This window comes from Terribacillus halophilus (assembly GCF_900162685.1).
Classification (GTDB): Bacteria; Bacillota; Bacilli; order Bacillales; family Amphibacillaceae; genus Terribacillus; species Terribacillus halophilus_A.
In genome coordinates this window covers 2,434,252-2,458,126 of record NZ_LT727828.1, presented here as the reverse complement: position 1 = coordinate 2,458,126, position 23,875 = coordinate 2,434,252, and the positions used below count along the sequence as shown (strand labels likewise).

At 42.1% G+C, this 23,875-nt stretch carries 13 protein-coding genes; 11 read left to right on the top strand and 2 right to left on the bottom strand.

Annotation, left to right across the window (positions count from 1 at the left end; all coding sequences use genetic code 11):
* Positions 1–27: 27 nt before the first annotated feature.
* Positions 28–798 (bottom strand): sulfite exporter TauE/SafE family protein, encoded by a 771-nt coding sequence (locus B1K52_RS17080; protein WP_077310415.1) that lies wholly within the window; start codon positions 796–798, stop codon positions 28–30.
* A gap of 105 nt (positions 799–903) precedes the next feature.
* Here B1K52_RS17080 and B1K52_RS17075 point away from each other — a divergent pair, with 105 nt between their 5' ends.
* The 9 genes from B1K52_RS17075 to B1K52_RS17035 all read left to right on the top strand — a co-directional run bounded on the left by B1K52_RS17075 (position 904) and on the right by B1K52_RS17035 (position 18,577).
* The gene (locus tag B1K52_RS17075; protein WP_077310413.1) at positions 904–1,788 is read left to right on the top strand and encodes a LysR family transcriptional regulator; all 885 of its coding nucleotides are present in this window, start codon (positions 904–906) and stop codon (positions 1,786–1,788) included.
* A gap of 169 nt (positions 1,789–1,957) precedes the next feature.
* Positions 1,958–7,810 carry a lamin tail domain-containing metallophosphoesterase family protein gene (locus B1K52_RS17070; RefSeq protein WP_077310412.1) on the top strand — a complete coding sequence of 1,951 codons (5,853 nt, stop codon included), beginning with the start codon at positions 1,958–1,960 and terminating at the stop codon, positions 7,808–7,810.
* Positions 7,811–8,122: 312 nt separating this feature from the next.
* Complete coding sequence (locus tag B1K52_RS17065) at positions 8,123–10,969, top strand: 2-oxoglutarate dehydrogenase E1 component (protein WP_077310411.1); 2,847 nt, start codon at positions 8,123–8,125, stop codon at positions 10,967–10,969.
* A complete protein-coding gene (gene odhB, locus B1K52_RS17060) occupies positions 10,966–12,222 on the top strand; it encodes a 2-oxoglutarate dehydrogenase complex dihydrolipoyllysine-residue succinyltransferase (protein ID WP_077310410.1) in 1,257 nt (418 codons plus the stop codon). The genes B1K52_RS17065 and odhB overlap by 4 nt, the downstream gene beginning before the upstream one ends.
* 114 nt (positions 12,223–12,336) lie before the next feature.
* On the top strand, positions 12,337–13,830 hold the full coding sequence (locus tag B1K52_RS17055) for a spore germination protein (RefSeq protein ID WP_077310409.1): 1,494 nt from the start codon (positions 12,337–12,339) through the stop codon (positions 13,828–13,830).
* A complete protein-coding gene (locus B1K52_RS17050) occupies positions 13,820–14,926 on the top strand; it encodes a GerAB/ArcD/ProY family transporter (protein ID WP_077310407.1) in 1,107 nt (368 codons plus the stop codon). Before B1K52_RS17055 ends, B1K52_RS17050 begins: the two co-directional genes overlap by 11 nt.
* Positions 14,923–16,047 (top strand): Ger(x)C family spore germination protein, encoded by a 1,125-nt coding sequence (locus B1K52_RS17045; protein ID WP_077310405.1) that lies wholly within the window; start codon positions 14,923–14,925, stop codon positions 16,045–16,047. Before B1K52_RS17050 ends, B1K52_RS17045 begins: the two co-directional genes overlap by 4 nt.
* An 81-nt stretch (positions 16,048–16,128) precedes the next feature.
* Positions 16,129–17,292 (top strand): sporulation protein YhbH, encoded by a 1,164-nt coding sequence (gene yhbH / locus B1K52_RS17040; RefSeq protein ID WP_077310404.1) that lies wholly within the window; start codon positions 16,129–16,131, stop codon positions 17,290–17,292.
* A 211-nt stretch (positions 17,293–17,503) separates the two neighbouring features.
* Positions 17,504–18,577 carry an undecaprenyldiphospho-muramoylpentapeptide beta-N-acetylglucosaminyltransferase gene (locus B1K52_RS17035; protein WP_077310643.1) on the top strand — a complete coding sequence of 358 codons (1,074 nt, stop codon included), beginning with the start codon at positions 17,504–17,506 and terminating at the stop codon, positions 18,575–18,577.
* A 175-nt stretch (positions 18,578–18,752) separates the two neighbouring features.
* Here B1K52_RS17035 and B1K52_RS17030 read toward each other — a convergent pair whose 3' ends face one another.
* Positions 18,753–19,322: a beta-class carbonic anhydrase gene (locus tag B1K52_RS17030; RefSeq protein ID WP_077310402.1), complete on the bottom strand. Its 570-nt coding sequence runs from the start codon at positions 19,320–19,322 to the stop codon at positions 18,753–18,755.
* A 508-nt stretch (positions 19,323–19,830) separates the two neighbouring features.
* Between B1K52_RS17030 and B1K52_RS17025 the strand changes: the two genes are divergently transcribed.
* Both B1K52_RS17025 and B1K52_RS17020 read left to right on the top strand, forming a co-directional pair.
* Complete coding sequence (locus tag B1K52_RS17025; protein WP_077310400.1) at positions 19,831–21,582, top strand: ABC transporter ATP-binding protein; 1,752 nt, start codon at positions 19,831–19,833, stop codon at positions 21,580–21,582.
* Positions 21,579–23,612, top strand: a complete 2,034-nt coding sequence (locus B1K52_RS17020) for an ABC transporter ATP-binding protein (RefSeq protein ID WP_077310398.1) — start codon at positions 21,579–21,581, stop codon at positions 23,610–23,612. Before B1K52_RS17025 ends, B1K52_RS17020 begins: the two co-directional genes overlap by 4 nt.
* Positions 23,613–23,875: the final 263 nt, after the last annotated feature.

Genomic DNA, 23,875 nt, shown 5'->3' with positions numbered 1-23,875 from the left:
GAATAATCTGGCGGCTTCTTTGTGCTGTTAAGCGGATAAAAGCAGAAAACCCGCAAAAATCGGAAGTACTACCATTGCCGTTTTTAAATAGACAGGTCGGACGCGTTTTGTGAATTTAGCTCCGATATAAGAACCAATCATTGTTCCGGCAACAACTTCCAATAATAATTTGATATCAAGAAAACCGAGCTGCGCATAACCTATTCCGCCAGCGAATGCAATTGGAATAATAATCATCATCGTCGTTCCAGCAGATTGCTGTGCGGACAGGCCGAGCAGCATAAGCAAACCAATTTGGATGAAAGGAGCTGAGCCGATTCCGAATAAACCGGATAGGGCTCCAGTGATAATACCGAGTAAAGCGGCTGCAATAAAATATATGACTTTATTTTGATAGATAAAGCTGCTGACGGTATTTCCTTTTTTGGTGGGTTTGCCTACTAATAGCAGACGAATACATAGAATAACTCCTGATAGTACAAGCATACCAGCTGTCAGATAGTTTAAAATTTCCTCCGGTATAATCCCGGAAAAGTGAGAACTGATAAAGGCGCCAACTGCGCCAAAGATCCCGATAATAATACCAGCACGCAACGTCACATTTCCTTCACGGTAATGACTGAGCGCCCCCGAGAAAGATGAAAACAGCATGGAGGTGAGTGCTGTTCCAAGCGCTACGTGAATTGGAAATCCAAACAGCACGGTCAGAATACTAATAATGAAGCCGGAGCCGCCAGCACCGACAAAACCGACAATAAGTCCGGCGGCAATCATAATAAGAATAATTTCAATAGCCATATACGACCCTCATTTCTTGTTGTATGTTAAGTTAACCATAAACAAATGCTAGTGTATAATGCATAAATAACATACGAAATATGCAGAAAGGTTATAGGTGATTCTATGGAATGGCAGCAGCTGATTTATTTTAAGGAAGTGGCAGAGCGCGAGCATTATCTACAGGCAGCGAAGGCTTTATCTATCTCACAGCCGGCTCTTAGCCGGTCGATTGCGAAGCTGGAAGAACAACTAGGCGTGCCTTTATTTGAGAAAAGGGGACGAGGAATTGTTCGAAGTGTGTATGGAGATGCTTTTTATGTACATGTTGTTAAAATTTTGGGAGAAATGGAACAAGCAGAAAAGAAAATTCAAAAAATGAAAGATCCACATTATGGGGAAATTACACTTGGTTTTATGAGGTCGCAAGGACTACAGCATATTCCGCATGTAATGAAAAATTTTAAGGAGAGTTATCCATCTGTACAGTTTTCGCTAAATCAAGGATCGACGGAGGAATTGATCAACCAGCTGAAAGAGGGGAAATTAGATTTATGTATTTGTAATATGGATCAGGGAGAAGAAGGTCTAGCTTGGCAGCAGTTATGGTCCGATCAGCTGTATGTATACGTGTCGGATGCGCATCCGCTTGCCATGAAACAGCAGCTGACATTAAAGGAAATAGAGAAAGAACCCTTCCTGCTTATTAAACCCGGGTTCAGTGCCCGTGTTATGTTTGAACAAATCGTCGAGAAGTATGGTTTGAAGCCCCATGTAGCTTTCGAAAGTGAAGATATCATGACCATCCTTGGATTTGTTGCGGCCGGACAGGGCGTGGCACTTCTTCCGGCATTTGAAAACCTTCAGGTTCAGCATGTTCGCAGTATTCCTCTACATGAGCCTACACAAAGAAAAATCGGTATTGCTGTTCGAGAAGGAAGTGTACGTTCTTCTGCTTGTGGACAATTCATTAACCATCTTTTAGCTTATTCAAAAAGTTTACAGGGTTGAAGCTACAATTCGAAGCAGCAACAATCCAATACAACAATCCAATACAATAATTCAAGCTGCAATTCTCATCGTTTTATTTAGTTTCTATGAAGCATTCCGATCATTTTGTCGAAGTCTTCTAAAGACAATTTACATTTCATTCACTTAACCTTCATATATAGACATTAGAATGAACGAAGGGAGACAATTCCCGACAATTGAGAGGGGGAGCTTTATGAAGCGTTTTTATCGAGCAGCAGCAGGTCTTAGCGCAAGCTTGCTGCTGATGCAAGCAGTGGTCCCAGCATCCATGCCAGTAGTAAAAGCAGAGGAAAAGCTCCGCGAAAACAAGATTTCCATCACAGAAGTCTATGGGAGCCAAAAACAAAATGCAGAAAAATTAGCATTCATCGAAGTGCATAATGGCACGGATGAAGCGAAAGCGTGGAAAGACTTAAGCGTCACATACAATAACAGCCAAGAAGAACAGCTTGTCACCCAAGAAGCAGAAGAAGAGATTCCAGCAGGCGGTTATGCCGTGCTCGCTTTGAATCCAGATGCTACAGCTGCTGATTTTAACGCGCAATTTGGAAGCAATATAACAGATACAGCCTTCACCAATGTAACGGAACCCTACATATTTCTAGATGAAGAACAGCAGCTTTCTATAACAGATACAGCCACCGAACAAACCTCTGTCTCTGTATTTCATTTTCAAGATGTGAAACAGACAGACAGCATTCACTTCCAAGATAATCAAAAAACACCTGCCATTCTCGCAGCACCTTCACCAGGTTCTGCTGATATCGTACAAGCTCCAGAAGAGAAGGAAGCAGACACATCTGATCAGAAGAAGCAAGATGACGAAGAAACCACTGCTAATGCGAAAGAAGAATCCGATGCGGTAACAAAGGATGAGGTACAAGAAAAGCAATCGGAAAATCCAAAAGACGAACAACCTGTTAGCGAAGTCGTGCAGGAGGATGCTACTGGTGAAACAGAATCAATTGAAGAAAAGGAAGAACAGCCTGCAAACGAAGAGCAGGAGCAAGCAGATAAGGGTGAAAAAGCTGAGCAGCTAACACTCGTACATGATCCGGTCACGGCAGCAAAAGGCGGCGAGGATCTTACTATTCGGGCAGTTGTTGAGAATAGTGACGATGCGTCTGTAATCCTTACGTATACAACCGCACCAGGCATGAGCGAACAAACAGTGAATATGACGGATAAAGGGGACGGAAATTGGGAAGCGGTTGTGTCGAAACACGCACTTTGGAGCCCGGTTTTTCAATACAGCATTGAAGTGCAGGGGGCAGCGTCTGAAATGCGCTACCCAGAAGACGGCTATCAGCAAACGGAAATAGAGCAAACAGAAGCTGATCCGCAAAAACAGCCGCCAGTTCTTATTACCGAGATTACACCGGACAGTGATAATGTTGGTGGATCTGATGCATATGAGTTTGTTGAAGTGTACAACAACTCTGATCAACCGCTGAATTTACAAGATTATAAACTAGCTTATCAATATCCAAATGGTTCGTCTGCGGATTGGGATATTGATCGTGCAGTACAGCTGGAGCCAAAAGGGAAGGCTATTTTTTGGATTAAGAATGATGCAAACCAGTCATTAAACCTTGCTGATTTTAACAGCCATTATCATACCAGCTTGAGTGAGGATCAAGTTATTGAGCTTGCTAATAGCGGTATGGCCAACGGATCTGAACGGACAATTGCCTTTCAATCCGATAGCGGAGCAGAGCTTGTATCAGCAAGCTACAATGATGCAGAAGGAATCGATGATACAAAAGTGAATCAAGGTATCACATTTAAAGCCTCCGGGACGGCAGAGATGACAAAGGTTGGCTTACAGACATTTGCTTCTCCAGGAGAAGTGATTGACGGCCAAGTCCCTGCGGAAACTGTCAAAGTGGAAAAAGATGAGACTGCGCCTGCAATCTCACATGAAGCTGTAAAGAAGGTTACAGTCCCTAACCCTTTATCTATTAAAGCGAAGGTAACAGAGGAAAACTTTATTCAGCATGTAACGCTTTTCCTTAAGAAACAAGGCGACGCAGAATTCCAGCAGGTTAACATGCAGCAAGCAGGAGAGTTTTACGAAGCGGAAATTCCTACTGTTGGCTTAAAGGAAGGCACACTGGAGTATTACATTGAAACATCTGATGGTTTTAATAGTGCCAAAACAGACACATACAAAGTGAACGTAGAGGAGCCAGACACGGACTTCACTTCTTTGCCTGGACTCTTGGTTACAGAAGTTACGCCGGACTCTACTAATGTCAACGGTGCAGATGGTTACGAGTTTATGGAAGTATACAATAATACAACTGCTCCAATTGATATGCAGAACTATCATTTGACTTACACGTATCCTGATACGAGAGTGACAACGTGGGTTCCAGATGAATACCCAGTAATTCAGCCGGGAGAAACAGTCGTATTCTGGGTTGACAATGGTGCAAATAGTGATTTAACAGCAGAAGACTTTAATGCCAACTACCATACATCACTTACATTGGGTGAGAATTTATTCAAGGTCCAGACTGGGGGAATGGCAAACGGGAGCCAGCGCAGTCTGGGTGTGGCTACCAAAGCTGGCAGTCCGATCGTAAATGCCACATATAATGAAGTTGATGGTACGGATGATACAGTTGCTAATATGGGAATCAACTTTAAGTACCCGATGGATGACTCTGCAAATATGCTGAAGTTAGATGCTGGCACAAAGGTTGGAACTCCTGGAACTGTTACAGCAGATCAAGTCCCTGGAAGTCCAGTTCAAATCGAGGAAGACAAAGAAGTCCCAATAGTGACAGATTTGACGAATAAAGAAACAGTTAAGCAAACGGAAAACTTAGATATAACAGTAGAAGCTTCTGACGATAAAGCTATTAAGCGTGTAACGGTATATTATCGTACAGATGATCAAGCAGATTTTAATCAAACAGACTTAATTTGGAATGAGCAGTCAGGCAATTATCACCATACAGTTTATACGCCGGAACTGATCGGGAAAGATTTTGTAGAATACTATGTGACAGCTACAGATGGATTCAATCAGACAAAAACGGAAACGAAGCGCGTGACCATTGAACAGGAGCAAAAAGAAAGCAGTCCGCGTCTGAATGTAGAGGAAGGGCAGCTACTGTCTGGAACTTACAAACTGAAGGCTACTTCCGACAAAATGAAGCAACATGACATCTCTTTACTAATTGATGGTAAGAAAGTGGAGCAAACCGACAAAGCGTTAGAAACACAAGCATACTTTGCTTTTGATGTAAATGGTATCAATACGTATTTCCAAAATGCTGTCGTACAAGATGGAAAGGTCCTGCATGTATTTGATGACTGGATTGATACGTATACAACGATCACAGTACCAGTTGATCCAAATACATTAAATCCTGGTAAAAATACAATTAGTATCCACTCTGGAAACAAGGCATCTCCATTCCAGCTTGAATCTCCAGAGAATAGAGATGACTTTGATGCGAAAAATGTGCGGCTCGTATTAGGCGATGGAACTGTGCTCTATGATCCGGCGTTTGCCGACCCAGCTCAAGTAATAGATGTTGGGGATAACGGTAATTATCGCCCAGTACAGGATTTCACTTTTACCATTGATGAGGAGAAGTTCCAATCCAATGCTTATGAATGGGATACTGCAGCAGCAGAAGATGGCGTGCATACGATTGAAGCAAATGATGGACAAGCTACTGATAAAGTGTCTGTAACAGTAGACAATACAGCACCGNCTATAGAAGATGGGAAGTCATATAAAGGCGCATTTACTATTGACGGCAACGCTGAAGATGCTGGCAGTGGTTTGAGCGGCTTGTCTGCTGAATTGGATGGAGAAAAAATTGATCTTCCATATGAAACTTCATCGGCCGCATTAACTGCCGGAGACCACCAGCTTGTCCTGCGTGCAGTGGATAAGGCTGGAAATGAAGAAGTGCGTACAATCAAATTTGTTACTCCAGCAGAGCATCCTATCGCACCGCAATTAATCAAGCCGGAGGATGAAGCGGGAGATGTTGGAAGAAATCCGGAGCTAGAAGTGAAAGTAACGGACCCTACCGATGATGAAATGGATGTTACCTTCTATCAAGGGCATAAGTACAAAGTAAGCCAAGACAGTGACATAAAAGCATTCAAAAATGCTGCAGATTATGAACCGCCATCTGACTACGCGCCAAAAGGAGAACAAGCCTTCACAGATACGGACATCGACAAAGTTGCGAATGTGGACGACAAGTATCTGATCAATGATAGTACGGAACAATTCCCTTATCATCGGTTTGAGGTACCTGTTTCCAAAGATGTAGACAATAAAAATGTCGTTGAAGTTAATTGGAGCGGTAACTCGCTGCCAGGCCGGAAAGTTTCCATGTACGCATGGAACCATAAGGTAGAAGATTGGCAGCTTGTCAATTATAAAGTGGCCGGTGATGAAGACTTTGATTTGCAAGGAACAGTTAATGTGGATAATTTCGTGAGAGACTACAAAATTAATGTTTTGATCCAGGATGAGATCGCCATAGAGGAAGAAGATTATGATTACTCGTTCGTTTGGATGTCAGATACTCAATATTACTCAGAGAGCTACCCGCATATTTATAACGAACAAGTGAACTGGATTGCGGAAAACAAAGACAATTATAATATTGACTATGTACTCCATACTGGTGACTTAGTCAATTTCTCCAATCAGGAATATCAATGGGAAGTTGCAGATAAAGCGATGCAAGTTCTTGATGATGCGGGCATTCCTTACGGTGTATTAGCAGGAAACCATGATGTAGAACAAAAGAGCAACGATTACACGGATTATTACCGTTATTTCGGAGCAGACCGCTTCGAAGATAAGCCTTGGTACGGAGGTTCCTATAAGAATAATAGAGGACATTATGACTTGATCTCCTCTAATGGAAATGACTATATCATGGTCTATCTTGGCTGGGGTATAGAAGAAGAGGGTATTGCCTGGGCAGATGCAGTGCTGAAGGCCCATCCTGACCGGAAAGCGATTCTGAATTTCCATGAGTATCTATTATCTTCCGGAAATCGTCATCCTATTGGTGAGCAGCTGTATCAGGAGCTTGTCCTTGAGAATGAGAATGTCTTTGCTGTTCTTTGCGGGCATTATCATGCAGCGGATATGCTTATTGATGAAATTGATGATAATGGCGATGGCGTAACCGATCGAAAAGTATATCAAATGCTGGCTGATTATCAAGCTGGACCTGAAGGTGGACAAGGATACATGCGCATGCTGCTCTTTGACGCGGAGACAGACCAAATCAAAGTGAAGACATACTCCCCGTATATGGATGATTACAACTATTACGATGAAGAAGATTTCCCAGGCACTGATGAATTTACAATTGGACTGGAACTGGATGCACAGAAGAAGCGCGTAGCTACTAACTATGTGGAAGTAAATGTATTTGGTACAAAGGAAATTGGCACTGCAGATAATGTGAAAAGCGGTGATACAGCTTCTGTTACATGGGAAGGCTTAACTGACGACCATGCGTACGCTTGGTACGCTGTTGCAGAAGATGCTCATGGCGGAAAGACAAAATCTGATCTTTGGACATTCACGACAAGCGGTGGTGCACCGTCACCTGAAGATAATGGGAACGAACCGCCGGCAGATGACACGAATGGAAATAATGAAGAGCCAGATCCAGAACCAATTAGCGGCGGAGAGACCCCGCCAACAGGCGATGATAACACGAATGATGGAGTTACGAATCCAGGCGATGATAATAAAAAGCCTACAGGTCAACATGACGATGGAGAAGCGCCTGTTAATACGGTGCCGCAGACACCTTCAGGAATCGATGATGCAGCAAGTATAAAGCCTGTTTCGAGTGATAGCGGTAAAACGACAACATTCGGCAGTATTTTACCGCAAACAGCAAGTCAGCTGTTTAATTACCTCTTGGCTGGAGCTGGACTTTTAGTTCTTGGAGCAGCGTTATTCTGGGTAAACAAACGTAAGGCAGCAAGCAAATAAATAGTTGGCGGATAACTGGAAAAAAGATCTTCCGGTTATCCGTTTTTTAATTAAAAAAAGCAATGATTTTTTCTTATAAAAAGAAAAATGTAAAAACGCTTTCAAAATGTTGATATTTATGTAAAGTACTTGTACAAATCCTTTTAAATCAATGAAGAAAGCGTTTTAAAAATTTTCTCATTTTAGTTGTAAGTTTCGTTTCGTTACGGTATATTGAGAGTGTAAATTCATAATAAGTTACTTAAAATAATTTCCAATTCAAAAAGCCTTTTCGATTTTAAAAAAAGTTACTTCTATTGGGGGGGAACAGTCGTGGGACAAAAGGAATCTAGTGAAAGATTCTGGGAGAACTTCCATGGCCCAAACATGGGTTATGTAGAAGAGCAATACGACAAATACAGGCAAAATCCGGAATCAGTGGAAGCTTCATTGAAGGAATTGTTTGAAACGCATGGAGAACCGCGCCTGATGCAGCGTCAAGGGGAAGACGCTCCATCCGCACAGTCGGCGCACGCTCCAATCAAGAAAATCACAGCAGCTATACAGCTTGTAGAAGCAATCCGCCGCTATGGTCATCTGGAAGCAGATATATATCCGGTCGGCGGAGATAATGGAGAATCATCTGTACTTACGAAAATGGAAGATTTCGACTTGACGGAAAGTGACTTACGAGATATACCAGCTAACTTCGTCTGGGAGGAAGCGCCGGGTAATGTGCATACGGCACTGGATGCCGTACAGCTTTTGAAGGAAAGGTATGCAGGAACAACTTCTTTCGAATATGACCATGTTGGCAACCATGATGAGCGCAAATGGCTGCAGGAGCAAATAGAAACTGCTTCCTATGTGCCGAGATGGAGCGACGATGATAAAAAAGCAATTCTAAAACGGCTTACAGATGTGGAGGGCTTTGAATCATTTTTGTCTCGTACTTTTGTTGGCCAAAAGCGTTTTTCCATTGAGGGTGTCGAATCAATGGTGCCGATGCTTGATGAAATTATTAAAGAAGCATGCCTTGCAGATACAGACAATGTAATGCTTGGTATGGCACATAGAGGAAGATTATCCGTTCTGGCGCATGTTTTAGGCAAGCCTTTTGATCTCATCTTCTCCGAGTTTAATCATACGGGAGAAAAAGCACTTCTGCCTTCAGAAGGCTCTAAAGGATTGCATGGCGGCTGGGCTGGGGATGTAAAGTATCATTTTGGTGCGGTAACAGAGCATCACGAAGGACAAGAGAAGCATACAACCGTCACGTTGGCGAATAACCCTTCTCATCTTGAATTCGTTAACCCGGTCGTAGAAGGTTTTACAAGAGCAGTTCAGGATGACACTTCAAAGCCAGGCTATCCGGATCAAGACCCATCCAAGGCGCTAAGCATACTCATCCACGGGGACGCTGCTTTTATCGGGGAAGGAATTGTAGCTGAAACGCTCAATTTAGGTGATTTGCCGGGATATAGCACTGCCGGTACCGTTCATATAATCGCGAATAACCAGGTTGGGTTTACGACGAACCGCCGTGATGGGCGCTCTACTCGATATGCAAGTGATTTGGCGAAAGGTTTTGAAATTCCGATTGTACATGTAAATGCTGATGATCCATTGGCCTGCTCCGCTGCAGCGCTGCTAGCATTCCAATACCGTCAGCGTTTCCATAAGGATTTTCTAATTGATCTTGTCGGATACCGCCGTTATGGACATAACGAAATGGATGAACCGCGTTCGACGCAGCCAATTCTTTATCAGGATATTGACGCACATGATACAGTTGCGAAAATATTTGCTGCTAACTTGGAAAAAGAGAAAGTCATCTCTGACCAGGAAGGCTATGATACACTCAGTGCTCAAGTAGGTGATCATCTCAAAGAAATCTTCCAAAATATGAAAGAGGAAGAGATGAAAGAGAAAATGCCAAAGGATGAGCCGGAAGCATTGCGTTGTGATTTGCCACAGATGCAGACTTCTGTTCCAGCTGATACGCTGTTTTCGCTTAACAGACAGCTGCAAAAACGGCCGGAAGGATTCCAGGTGTTTAAAAAACTGACAAAGATTATTTCTAAACGCCACCAAGCATTTGAGGAAGAAGGAAAAGCAGACTGGGCTGTCGGTGAAATTCTAGCGTATGCCAGTATCCTGCAGGAGGGTACGCCAATTAGATTGACAGGTCAGGATTCCGAGCGAGGCACGTTTGCTCACCGCCATATGGTGCTGCATGATGTGGAGACGGATGCCACTTATTCACCGCTGCACGGACTGGAGGATGCAAAATCGTTTGCTTTACACAATAGTCCATTATCAGAAGCAGGCGTAATAGGCTTTGAATATGGCTACAGTGTCCAAAACCCGGATGCTTTTGTACTATGGGAAGCGCAATTCGGCGACTTTGCCAATACTGGACAGGTTCTGTTCGACCAGTTTATTGCTGCGGGCCGAGCAAAATGGGGAGAAGCATCTAATATGGCAATGCTGCTGCCGCACGGGTATGAAGGTCAGGGCCCGGAGCATTCAAGCGGCAGAGTAGAGAGATTCCTGCAGCTTGCAGCTGAGAATAACTTAATTATCGCGAATGTAACAAGCTCTGCCCAGCTGTTCCATCTGCTGCGCAGGCAGGCTAAACTTGGTGGAAGAGAAGAAGCAAGACCACTTGTTCTAATGACACCGAAAAGCTTGATGCGAAGTGCGCGCTTGGCTAGCAAACTAGAAGAATTTACAGAAGGAAGTTTTTCTTCTATACGTGTGCAGCCGAATAACGAAGCAACATCAGAAACAGCAAAAACACTCGTATTAGGCAGCGGGAAAGTGATGGTCGATATCGAAGAAGCGATGGAGAAAGAAGCGGGTGCATTTGAAGCGCTGCATATCGCTCGCGTTGAACAGCTTTATCCATTCCCGGCTCAGAAGATTAAGCAGATTCTAGCAGATTATCCTTCTATCCGTGAAGTGAAATGGGTGCAGGAAGAACCGCGAAATATGGGGGCGTGGACATTTGTTCGTGACAGAATCGAAGCAATTCTTGCAGAAGATCAGACACTAGAATACATCGGGCGTCCAGATCGTGCATCACCTGCAGTAGGTAAGCCTGACATCCATAAAACAGAACAAAAGCAGATTATCAATCAAGCCTTAAAGTTGTCTAAGGGAGGAGTAAGCGTATGAAGGAACTAAAGGTACCAGAGCTGGCAGAATCAATTACAGAGGGAACAATCTCCGAGTGGTTAGTCAATCCGGGTGAACGTGTTGAAAAAGGGGATCCTGTTCTGGAATTGGAAACAGATAAGGTAAATGTTGAAGTGAATGCAGAATACAGCGGTGTGCTCAAAGAAATCTTAAAGGATGCTGGTGACGACGTGGAAGTAGGCGATATTATCGCTACGGTTGATGAAAATGGGGAAGCTGGCGAAGAGTCAAAAGATTCATCTGCTGCAGAAGAGACAAAAGCAGAAGCAGCGGCTGTAGCAGAAGCTCCGGCTGAAGAGAAGAAAACAGAAACCGCTGAACCGGCAGCTTCTAATAAGAATACACTAGCTTCTCCGGCAGCACGTAAACGTGCTCGTGAGCTTGGCATCAGTCTTGATGACATTACAGCACGCGATCCATTTGGACGTATTCGTCCAGAAGATGTTGAGGAAGCAGCGAAACCAAAAGAAAAACCTGCTAAGCAGGCAAAGGCTGATAAGCCGAAACAGTCGGAGAAGACGGAATTTGAGAAACCGATTGAGCGTGTGAAAATGACTCGCCGCCGTCAGACGATTGCCAAGAGGCTAGTAGAAGCGCAGCAAACTTCCGCGATGCTGACTACTTTTAACGAAGTCGACATGACAGCAGTTATGAAACTTCGCAGTGAACGGAAAGATAAATTCCTAGAGAAGCATGATGTAAAGCTTGGTTTTATGTCTTTCTTCACGAAAGCAGTTGTGGGTGCGCTGAAGGAATTTCCTTACATTAATGCCGAAATCCAGGATAACGAGATTGTCTTGAAGAAATTCTATGATGTCGGTATTGCGGTATCTACGGATGATGGACTTGTGGTTCCAGTAGTCCGAGATGCGGACCGTCTTGATTTTGCTGGTATTGAAAGTGAAATCTCCCGCTTAGGTAAGAAAGCTCGTGATAAAGACTTGAGCTTGGATGAGTTGAACGGTGGTTCCTTCACCATTACAAATGGCGGGATTTTCGGCTCACTTGTATCCACACCAATCTTAAATACGCCGCAAGTCGGTATCTTGGGAATGCATACGATCCAAAAGCGACCAATCGCTATGCCGGATGATACCATCCAGATTCGCCCAATGATGTATCTTGCCTTGTCATACGATCATCGTATCGTTGATGGAAAAGATGCGGTCCAGTTCCTCGTTCGCATCAAGCAGTTACTTGAAGACCCATATGATCTCTTGTTGGAAGGTTAATTCATATATAAACGTCCTCACTTTTGAGGGCGTTTTTTTTGTGCTTACTTCTCCTACATATTTTGCCATAAAATGTACAAACTAACGGAAATGATTTAGTAAAGGTGCGTAGATATGGGATTTTTCAAACAGAAAAAGGAAGAAGCTGTACAGGAGACAGTCATACGGGAAGATAAGGTGCCGCCGCATCAATCCACAACTTCTTTGGAAAAGAACATTGCTTATATTAAGGAAGAAATGCGCAACTCAGCAGACTTAAAAATTCGCTTGCTGCCAGACAGTAAACAGGCGTTGATTTTCTTGGATGATATAACAGATCCCGATAAGATGCAGCGATATATATTTGAACCGTTATTGAAAACAGACGGAGATATTCGAAGGATTAAAGATCGTGAAGAAAGCAATGACCTAAATAAAGCCGTAGCAGCACTTATCGAAGGAAAAGCCGTCTATTTAGTAGAAGGTAATGCCACTTGCTATCTATTCAATGTCCAGATGGATGCAAGCAGAACAATCATGGAACCTGTCAATGAGAAGGTCATTAAAGGATCGCATGATGGCTTTAACGAGGATATAAAGACTAATATAAATTTAATTCGACGCCGTATCCAACACCGCAGTCTTACCGTAAAGAAAATGACAATCGGCGATTACACAGAGTCTGAGATAGCGATGGTTTATGTCGATGGTGTAGTGAACCAGGATGTTGTAAAAGAACTAGAAAAAAGAATTAGCAGTATAAACACGGATGCACTTCTCAGTGCAGGAGCCTTTACCGAGTATATTGAAGACCGGACGTACAGTATTTTTCCGCAATTTTTAAGTACAGAAAGACCAGACAAAACAACGGCATTACTCATGGAGGGCAGAATTGCCATTCTGTTTGCAAATAACCCGACTTGTCTGATTGCTCCGGTTACATTCTTTGCTTTTTATCAAACGCCGGATGATTATAATACACGCTGGATTGTTGCTACTTATCTTCGGTTGATACGTTTATTCAGTTTTATCTTATCTATTACTTTGCCATCTTTTTATATTGCAGTTATCGGTTTCCACTATGAAGTAATTCCTGAACAGTTAATTTCTCCTGTTTTGGGAGCAATCAGAGATATCGCTTATCCGCCGCTAGTAGAAGCGGTTCTCATGGTTATTATATTAGAGGTCATACGAGAAGCAGCTATTCGTCTGCCTTCTCCAATCGGCTCTACAATTGGTATTGTCGGGGGTCTCGTTATCGGTGATGCTATTGTAACAGCAGGTTTGGTTTCTAACTTAATGGTAATTGTGATTGCTCTTACATCATTAGCTTCTTATGTGGTTCCATCAAATGAGATGAGTGATGCGCTGCGTCTATTAACGTTTCCGCTCTGTATGATGAGTGCTGTTCTGGGGTTTATTGGCATCGGATTCGGTCTGCTTTTTCTGCTAATTCATCTGTGCAGAATGGAGTCATTAGGCCTAAGCTATTTTACACCAATTCAATTCCGAGATATAAAAGACACGATTATTCGCGTTCCACAGTTTTTAATGAAGCGCCGACCTGAGCAGCTTAATTCGCCCCGACCTTATAAATCAAATAAGCTTGGTGAAAATAATGGCAAGTAATATGAATCAGAAAATCACATTATCTCAATTTGCTTATATTTATATCCAGAGTCAAATTGGCGTAGATATTTTAAATCTTCCCACGGTATTGCATAAATCAGCGGGTGCTGACGGTTGGATTACATTAATTATCGGCGGATTGATTTCCATCGTTTTTGTATTGATGATTACCCATACGAGCAAATGTTATCCTGGTGAAGATTTATTTGGCATTTTGAAAAGTAGCTTAGGTAAGAAACTCGGAAGCTTAGCAGGGTTCGGTTATTATGTTTATTTTCTTGTTGTTGCCATTTACCTCCTGACATCATATGGAGAATTGATTAACCAATGGCTGCTCCCAGAGACGCCGGTTCTGCTGTTGTATTTGCTGCTTCTATTAAGTGCGCTCTACACCATTTCGGGAGGGCTCACAGTCATGGCGAAGGTTTTCACCTTTTTTGCGCTTGTTTTATTTTTTATTTCTGCATTGTTTCTATTTGGGTTTATTAATTCTAAACTCATTTACTTACAGCCAATGGGTCAAGCAACGATTTCGGGTTATCTGGATGGAATCAGTGTCAGTGTTTATTCGTTAAGCAGTTTTGTCCTGCTATTCTTATTCCTTCCTTTTACACAAGGCAGCTACAAACAGAAGAGGCGTGTAGCGATTGGAGCTAATATAGTCGTTGCGATGTTTTACCTTTATACTGTTTTAATTTCGTTCTGTCATTTTGGTTCCGAACAGTTGGAACATATTTCGCAGCCAATTCTTTATATGCTGCGGACTGCCGATTCTATTCTTATTACAAGGATTGATATTTTTGTCCTCTGCTTATGGACTGTGTTCGCGATGACAGCATTTGCTTCTTATCTTTATGCAGCAGAAAAAGCATTTGCAAAACTTCCTAAGCCCCAAAAGAAAATGATCAATGTGTATACCACTTCGCTTATTGTACTGGGAGTTTCGGTATGGGGAGGATTAAACGAAAGAAACTTAAGAATCATTATTGATTTTCAAGATAAAATTACCGAATATTTCACACTTGTTATTCCTATTTTATTGTTTCTTTTATCCTTTCTCCGCAGAAAAGATAAACAAGGGGGGGCAGCATCATGAAAAGATTAGTTGTTGTTGTTTTGTTAAGCTGCACACTAGTATTGTCAGGATGCTGGGATACAAGAGAATTCAAGGAAGTTAAACTTGGTATTACGGCGGCATATGATTTAACAGAAGATAACGTATATACAAATACGATTTTAATTCCAAACGTCCAAAACAGCAGCTCCGCCGGACCAGGCCAAGAGTCAGTCCAATTTCTTACTGCTACTGGAGGCACTCCGCAAGAAGCGCGAGCTAATATAGACAGGCGGTTATCTTCCTCTTATAGTCCTTCTCAGTTGGATGTCTTACTTCTCGGTGAAAACCTAGCTAAAAAAGACATTTATCCGTATATAGATGCTTTTTATCGTGACCCGCGTCTGCATTTGGATGCAGTACTGGCTGTGGTGAAGGGAAATGCAGAGCAGGCATTAAAGGTAGTTCCTGAATCAGAGATGCGTCCAAGTGAATATATAGAAGGAATACTCGAATCAAATGTAGAAACAACAAGGTCTATGGAAGTGAATTTGCAAACAATGGGAGCTGAGATTTTTGAGAATGGACAAGATTTTGTCGTGCCGGCTATGCAAGTAGGAGATGGAGGCAAGACAGTCTCCTATGAAGGGTTAGCGCTTTTTCATAAATCGAGTTATACCGGTAAAGACATACCATTTGACCACACGACTTTATTCTTATTAATGAAGAATGTGAAAGGAAAAGTGGCCAGCATGACAACAAAGCTTTACGATGGGAAGGAGCCACAACCTAATAATTATGTATCAGTACACGTTGAGGATTACACTAGTAAAATCAAATCGAAACCGAGCAAAGAACATAAAGTAAGAACGGATATTAATCTTGAAATGACTGTGATGATTGAGGAATATCCGACAGATGATCTTTCGCTCTCTGTCTTACCGAGACTTACAAAAGATATAGAAAAAGCATTAACAAAAGAGGCATCAGATATAATAAAAACCACTCAGGATGCTGATTGTGATGTATTTGGTATTGGCAGAAGCATCTACGGTCACTATCCCGACTACTGGAAAAAACTTGACTGGGATAAGATTTACAAGGATATAGAAATTGTTCCGCATATTAAAGTAAACGTCCGAACACGTGGAATTTTCAGATAATTTAACGCTTTTCTGGAGTTTGTTTAATCAATGCCGGCTGTCCTGCATAAGATAGACTAATTATCTTAAGGAGGCTGGCGAATGACTGATTCCAACCATTTTGCAGTGTCAGAAGAAGACTGGTCCCTCCATCGAAAAGGATATGATGATCAAAAGCGGCATCAAGATAAGGTCCAGGAAGTATTAAGAAATAAATTGCCCGATTTGATAACTGAAGAAAATATCATCATGTCTAATGGAAAAGATTTGATTAAAATTCCGATCAGATCATTGGATGAATACAAAATCCGTTATAGTCAGGATAAAAACAAACATGCAGGTCAAGGAAAAGGGGACAGCAAGGTCGGAGATGTACTTGGACGCGCCGGTGATCAGCAGAAAGCTCCAGGTAAAGGACAAGGGGAAGCTGGCGACCAGCCGGGTCACGATTACTATGAAGCAGAAGTCTCGTTTGAAGAGCTTGAAGAGAATTTTTACAGCCAGCTGGAACTGCCTAATTTAGAACAAAAAGATGAAAAACAAATGATTGTGACAGATATTGCATTTAATGACATCCGCAAGACGGGTCTGACCGGAAATATCGACAAGAAAAGAACGATGTTGGAAGCATTTAAACGTAATGCACTTGGTGGAAGTTCCTCATTTGCACCAATTTATCCAGAAGATGTTCGTTATAAGACGTGGGATAACATTGAAAAGCCGGATTCCAAAGCAGTAGTGCTTGCTATGCTGGATACGAGCGGCAGTATGGGGAATTGGGAGAAATACGTTGCAAGAAGCTTCTTCTTCTGGATGACTCGATTTCTTCGGACAAAATATGAGACAGTGGAGATTGAGTTTATAGCGCATCATACAGAAGCGAATGTTGTCGATGAAGAATCCTTTTTCTCGAAAGGAGAAAGTGGTGGTACGATTTGCTCTTCGGCTTATAAAAAAGCACTGCAGTTAATAGATGAGAAATATCCGCCGTCTGCTTACAATATTTATCCATTCCATTTTTCGGATGGTGATAACTTGACTTCAGATAACAGCAGGTGTGTCGGGTTGATCAATCAGCTGATTGAAGTGTCCAGTCTTTTCGGCTACGGAGAAGTCAATCAATATAATCGCCATTCAACATTAATGCAAATTTTTCGGAAACTGGAACATCCCAAATTTCGGTATTATGTACTTCGTAAGAAAACAGATGTGTTCTATGCGATGCAGCAATTCTTCTCGAATGAGAAAGCGCAAGTTTCCGTCTGAACAGCAGGGGTTTTCCTGCTGTTCTTTTTTTATTGTGGCAAAATATGGACTGAAAAAGCATATATTGGTCATGTGACAAAAAGCCCTTTCTTTTTTTTGCAATATACATTAGGATAGAATAGGCGATGAAATGTTTCGTTTATATTACAAATAAATTACATTTATATTAAATAGAGAAGTGCTTTTAATGGGAAAGGGAAGGATTTACAACATGAAGGAAAAACGGATTCTATTTACGGGAGGCGGCACAGCTGGCCATGTAATCGTGAATGTGGCTTTGATCCCTGTTTTCTTGCAGGAGGGGTGGAAGATCGATTATATCGGTTCAAAGAATGGTATTGAACGAGATTTAATTGAGCCGTTAGAAGGCGTAACGTACCACAGTATATCCACTGGAAAACTGCGGCGCTATATGTCTAAAGAGAATTTTAAAGATCCTTTTAAAGTGATGAAGGGAACGATGCAGGCTTACCGAATTATGGGGAAAGTGAAGCCGCATGTTATCTTCTCTAAAGGTGGATTTGTATCGGTTCCGGTTCTATTTGCTTCCTGGCTCCGCAACTTGCCTGCTGTTATTCATGAATCTGATATTACACCAGGATTAGCGAATAAGCTGGCAATGCCGTTTGCGAAGAAAATTGTTACTACCTTTGCTGAAACTGTTTCTCATGTGTCTGCTAAGAAAGCGGAGTGGGTCGGAGCAGTAGTTCGGGATGAACTAATTCAAGGAAATCGGCGAGTAGGGTTGGAGAAGCTAGGTTTTTCGCCTGATAAATCGGTTCTGCTTATCATGGGCGGCAGCGGCGGCTCTCAGATTATCAATGAATCAGTTCGTTCGAGCTTGGATACGCTATTACAGGAGTTTCAGATTGTCCATATTTGCGGAAAGAACCAGTTGGATGAATCCGTCAAAAGAGAAGGGTATGTACAGTTTGAATATGTGAATGACGGGCTGAATGACTTGTTTGCAGCATCTGATTATGTTCTGTCACGGGCAGGATCAAATGCTATATTTGAATTTCTTGCATTGCGCAAACCGATGCTGCTCATTCCATTATCTAAGAAGGCAAGCCGCGGTGATCAGCTGTTGAACGCCAGCTCGTTCAAAAAACAAGGCTATGCAGATGTATTAGAAGAAGAAGATCTAACCAGTGCAACCTTGATTCAGCATTTACAGGATCTCAAAGAGCATAGAAATGAAATACTGCGCAATATGAGCCATTATGAAAGCCAAGAAGCAAAACAACGTGTAATTGAAATTATAAAAGAACATGCTAAAAAATAATTGAAAACTCATGTTACAGGGTAGTTAGTCCATTGGGGATAACTATCCTTTTTTATGTCAAAACAGAACCTGAAAAGAATTATTCGTTATCCAACTAAAAGAATTTTAGAAAAAGAAAAGGATCACGCATATTAGATATGTCTAATTGTGTGATCCTTTTCTTTCATTTCAACAATTAATTATTTGTTTTCTCATATCCATTCCGGATTGTAGTCAATTCACCAGTAGCCGGATCAATGACGAGCGCGTGCACCGGAACGTCATGTGGGAGAAGGGGATGATTTGCAATTAGTGATGCACTGCTTTCCACCGATTCTTCCACACTGTTAAATCCATTAAACCACGTATTGGCAACATCTTCACTCTCTGCTTGGCGCAAATAGGTTTCGACATCTCCGCCTTGCTTGCCGATTTGTTCCAGCAAGTCTGCTCCATGAAGGTGATGCATGCCACAGTCTTTATGACCGATTACAAATACTTCTTCTCCTTTTAGAGCATGAACGGCTACTAAAATACTCTTCATCGCACTATCGGAAGTGTCAACGAGCATAGCGCCTGCGTTCTGAATAATCTTCGCATCGCCATTCTTCAAATTAACTGCTTTAGGCAGCAACTCAAGTAAACGCGCATCCATACAAGTTAGAATGACAGCCTTCTTGGAAGGAAACTTGTCTGTTTCATATGGTGTATATGCTTTGTCTTCAACGAATTTCTGGTTATAAGCTAAGATGTCATCTAATAACATAGATTGAGCCACTCCTTTATTACATTGTCTGTTCTAGTTTACCACATCAGCACAACTGTTTACATATTGTTTATTATGCAAATTGTTTGAAAATATATTGACCATTTAGAAACGGTATGTATATACTTATTATGCATAAATTAACAGTGGAGAGGAGGAACCCAAGATGAATAACCGGAAACTAGTTTTATTCAGCCAATTTCATACTGGGCAGTTCCTCCTTTGTTCGGATTCTTGATCATTTGTATTATCATTTGAAGGGGTCTGCCGCAATCGCTTGCTGCATACTTTAGGAACGTGTACGTCTGCGGGCGTACACGTTTTTTTATGCCCAAATTGCAAGATAATTGATACAGGCTGAACATCTTAATCAGCTTTTTATCATAAAACAAAACTTGAGGAGGGATGGATATGTGTATTGTTCAAACAAGGCAGTGGGTGGAAGATTGGAATGATGATGGTTAGCTGAACTTCAGCGGGAAAATTGATAGAGAAGGTTGGGGAAAGTATGTTTGATGTATTAAAGAAGTTAGATTGGTTTTTCTTGAAATATTGGAAGCGATATACCATTGCGGTTGTCGCCCTTCTGTTGGCTAGTTTAATCGGGCTAGTACCACCGAAGCTAATTGGTTTGACAATTGACGAGATAAGTTATAATTCCCTCACATCAGAAAGGCTTTGGCAGGTAATTGGGCTATTCGTTTTGTTAATTGTCTTACATTATGTCATTTCCTATGTGTGGGATTATACACTTTTCAGCGGATCGGCTATTTTGGAGAGATTGATGCGCTCCAAATTGATGGGGCACTTGTTCCGAATGACACCTACCTTCTTTGACAAGAAGAAAGTGGGCGACCTGATGGCTCAAGGCACTAATGACTTGAGAGCTATTTATATGACAAGCGGCTTTGGCGTTTTGACCTTAGTGGATTCAAGTATTTTTATGATAATGATCATTGCCGTCATGGGTATAACAATTAGCTGGCAGCTAACATTGGTAGCCTTAATTCCGATGCCAATCATGGCCATTGTTATGCATAAGTATGGCAATGCAATCAATGAGCGCTTTACGGAAGCACAAGAAGCGTTTGGGAATCTGAACAATGAAGTGCTGGAATCCATCCGTGGTATCCGTGTTGTCCGGGCTTATGTGCAAGAAAAGCAAGATGAGCAACGATTCCAGGATATGACGGAGGATGTTTATCAGAAAAACATCAAGGTAGCAAAGATTGATGCCTTGTTTGAGCCAACGATGAAGGTTTTGGTCGGGCTTTCTTACACAATTGGAATTGGGTATGGTGCATTACTTGTTTTCCAAAATCAAATCACGCTCGGCAATTTGGTTGCTTTTAACATGTACCTTGGAATGTTAATTTGGCCCATGTTTGCGGTAGGAGAATTAATCAATGTCCTGCAGCGCGGAAATGCATCTCTGGATCGGGTGAATACGACGCTCCATTATCCAGCTGATGTTACAGATCCCGAAAAACCAGTCAATCAACAGAAGCCAGGAGACATCGTTTTCGAATCGGTGAGCTTTCGCTATCCTGGTAACGACATCGAGCGTCTTCAAGCTGTAAACTTAAAAATCCAGCAAGGCAGTACGCTAGGTGTCGTCGGAAAGACGGGGGCGGGCAAGTCGACGCTTTTCAAGCAGCTGCTGCGCCAGTATCCCCCAAGCGAGGGGCGCTTGCTATTAGGCGGAATCTCGATTGAACAGTTTACTTTAGAAACGACGCGCAGCTGGATCGGCTATGTACCGCAAGAACAGATTCTTTTCTCAAAAACGATCCGAGAGAATATCCAATATGGGAAACGCGATGCAACAGATGAAGAGATCTTTCGTGTAATGGAATTAGCGCATTTTCTCACCGATATTCAAAGTCTTCCTGAAGGATTAGATACAAAAGTAGGCGAGAGCGGAGTAACCTTATCAGGCGGTCAGAAGCAGCGGGTGGCGCTAGCGCGTGCGTTTATTAAGAACCCGGAGATATTAATTCTCGATGATTCGATGAGTGCGGTGGATGGCAATACGGAAGCGAATATAATTGAACATTTAAAACAAGAGCGTCAAGACAAGACGACAATCATTGCCGCTCACCGACTATCTGCCGTTAAACACGCAGAGCAGATTGTTGTGCTTGAGGAAGGAAAAATCACAGAGCGAGGAACTCATGAAGAACTGCTTGCAGCAAATGGCTGGTATGCGAGCCAGTATTATTTGCAGCAGCTCGAGGATAAGGAGGGAATATCCTCATGAAAAAAAATACGACAGAACGAAGGCTGTTTCGTTATGCATTAAGTAACAAACGAACAATTAATATTGGACTTGTATGTCTGCTTATTGCTGTAGTGTTGGAACTGGCTGGTCCGCTAATTGCTGCCCGTATTATTGATCACCACATTCTAGGTATTGAGTCTACGTGGTATGAAGTAGAGAATGAGACAGATAAGACGGTCCAGTTTAAGGGTAAGACATATATCCGTTCTGATGAATTAGCATCAGATGAAGCTGCCCTAGGAGAAGCCACCATTCTGCAGATTGGCAAGCATTTTTATTTTACAGAAGCTGTTCTGCCGCTAGATGGTTCCAGATCATATGAAAGCGGTACGATTAAGGTGGATAGTCAGCAAGGTATAGAGGAAGCTGCCGGTACCAGACTATCAGCAGGCGAACTTTATGACTTTTTCCGTCCGCAGTTCCAGCCGATTATTATTTTGCTGATTGTGTATGCAGCATTGCTTTTCATTGCAGCAATATTTCAGTTTTGGAAAACGTTCTTGCTGCAGCAAGCTTCCAATAAAATCGTCCGCACGATGCGGAATGATATATTCGCACATACACAGCGGGTACCGATTAATTATTATGTAGACAGACCTGCAGGTACTATTGTTGCGCGTATTACAAATGATACAGAAGCAATTCGCGATTTGTATGAAAGAGTACTGGCTACGTTTGTGACAAGTTTTGTTTATATGGGCGGTATTTTCGTGGCGATGTTCATACTAAATGCTAGACTTGCTGCGATTTGTTTGCTGGTCATTCCAATCTTTTGGGCTTGGATGAAGGTGTATAAGTATTTTGGTACCAAATACAACAAAGTCGTCCGCAAAACAGTAAGTGAAATTAATGGCAGCATCAATGAATCGATCCAAGGGATGCCAATCATTCAGGCATTTAATAGAGAAAATGAGACAGAAAAGGAATTTGAGATACTGAATAAACGGAATTTTATTTATCAGCGGAAACTGATGAAGCTAAGTGCGCTTACTTCTCATAACCTTGTAACAGTGCTGCGCAATTTAGCATTTGTGGCTTTTATCTGGTATTTCGGCGGCGCAGCTATTGCGGGAGGCTCTATCGTTACTGTTGGGGTACTGTATGCCTTTGTCGATTACCTGAATCGCTTATTTAATCCAATGACAGACGCGGTAAACCAGCTGCCGCTTTTAGAACAGGCGCGTGTAGCTGCTTCTCGTGTATTTCAGCTGCTTGATGAAAAAGGCGAAGATGTGGACTTGGAGGCGAAGCGCGAAAAAAATCGCGGTGAAGTCGCATTTGAAGATGTCAGCTTTGCTTATAACGAGAAAGATTATGTATTAAAAAATCTTAGCTTCAAAGTAAAGAGCGGACAAACGGCAGCTTTTGTCGGTCATACTGGATCTGGTAAAAGCTCTATTATGAACTTGCTGTTTCGTTTTTATGATCACCAAAAAGGTAACATTACAATCAATGGTGTTGACACCAAGGAAATTTCACGCCAGCAAGTACGCAGCAGTATGGGAATCGTATTGCAGGATCCATTCCTTTTCACAGGGACAATTTTGACGAATGTAACGATGAACAATCCAGATATTTCTCGGGAAATAGCTATAAAAGCTTTACAAGCAGTAGGAGCGGAACAATTTATCTCCAAACTGCCGAAACAATATGATGAGCCAGTGAAAGAAGGAGGAGCAACACTTTCCATGGGAGAAAGGCAGCTTGTCTCCTTTGCGAGAGCTTTGGCTTTCAACCCATCTATTTTGATTTTGGATGAAGCAACAGCGAATATTGACACAGAAACAGAAGCGATTATCCAGCGTGCCTTGGAAGTGCTGAAAGAGGGCAGGACGACACTCGTCATTGCGCACCGGCTTTCCACCATTATGCACGCTGATCAAATATTCGTTTTGGAACATGGTGAGATATTGGAAAAAGGGAATCACCATTCTCTGTTGGAGAAACAAGGACAATATTATCAGATGTATTTGATGCAGCAGAGCGGTATCAAACAATCTGCGGGGTAAATTAGGCCGTCCTGGTAAACAGGGCGGTCTTTTTAAGGGTGACAATTGTTGCAGAGATTTAATTATTTTGTAATTGTTTTGTGAAGCGACTCTCTTGTGTAATGATGTATGATAGGCATATTGGTGAAGTATTGGAGTAAGTCATATGTCATATAAAAAAAATACACATAAATATATACGAACTTTACAAATGAAATTAAAACGTCACACCCGAAAATTACAATTATGTTACGAAAAATATAGAAGGCTGGAGGTGTTAGGTC

Excerpts from the sequence above, each read along its gene's own strand:
- B1K52_RS17055 (WP_077310409.1), top strand. The coding sequence starts at position 12,337 with ATGGGATTTTTCAAACAGAAAAAGGAAGAAGCTGTACAGGAGACAGTC.
- B1K52_RS17025 (WP_077310400.1), top strand. The coding sequence starts at position 19,831 with ATGTTTGATGTATTAAAGAAGTTAGATTGGTTTTTCTTGAAATATTGG.
- B1K52_RS17050 (WP_077310407.1), top strand. The coding sequence starts at position 13,820 with ATGGCAAGTAATATGAATCAGAAAATCACATTATCTCAATTTGCTTAT.
- yhbH (WP_077310404.1), top strand. The coding sequence starts at position 16,129 with ATGACTGATTCCAACCATTTTGCAGTGTCAGAAGAAGACTGGTCCCTC.
- B1K52_RS17075 (WP_077310413.1), top strand. The coding sequence starts at position 904 with ATGGAATGGCAGCAGCTGATTTATTTTAAGGAAGTGGCAGAGCGCGAG.
- B1K52_RS17080 (WP_077310415.1), bottom strand. The coding sequence starts at position 798 with ATGGCTATTGAAATTATTCTTATTATGATTGCCGCCGGACTTATTGTC.
- B1K52_RS17035 (WP_077310643.1), top strand. The coding sequence starts at position 17,504 with ATGAAGGAAAAACGGATTCTATTTACGGGAGGCGGCACAGCTGGCCAT.
- odhB (WP_077310410.1), top strand. The coding sequence starts at position 10,966 with ATGAAGGAACTAAAGGTACCAGAGCTGGCAGAATCAATTACAGAGGGA.
- B1K52_RS17030 (WP_077310402.1), bottom strand. The coding sequence starts at position 19,322 with ATGTTATTAGATGACATCTTAGCTTATAACCAGAAATTCGTTGAAGAC.
- B1K52_RS17045 (WP_077310405.1), top strand. The coding sequence starts at position 14,923 with ATGAAAAGATTAGTTGTTGTTGTTTTGTTAAGCTGCACACTAGTATTG.
- B1K52_RS17020 (WP_077310398.1), top strand. The coding sequence starts at position 21,579 with ATGAAAAAAAATACGACAGAACGAAGGCTGTTTCGTTATGCATTAAGT.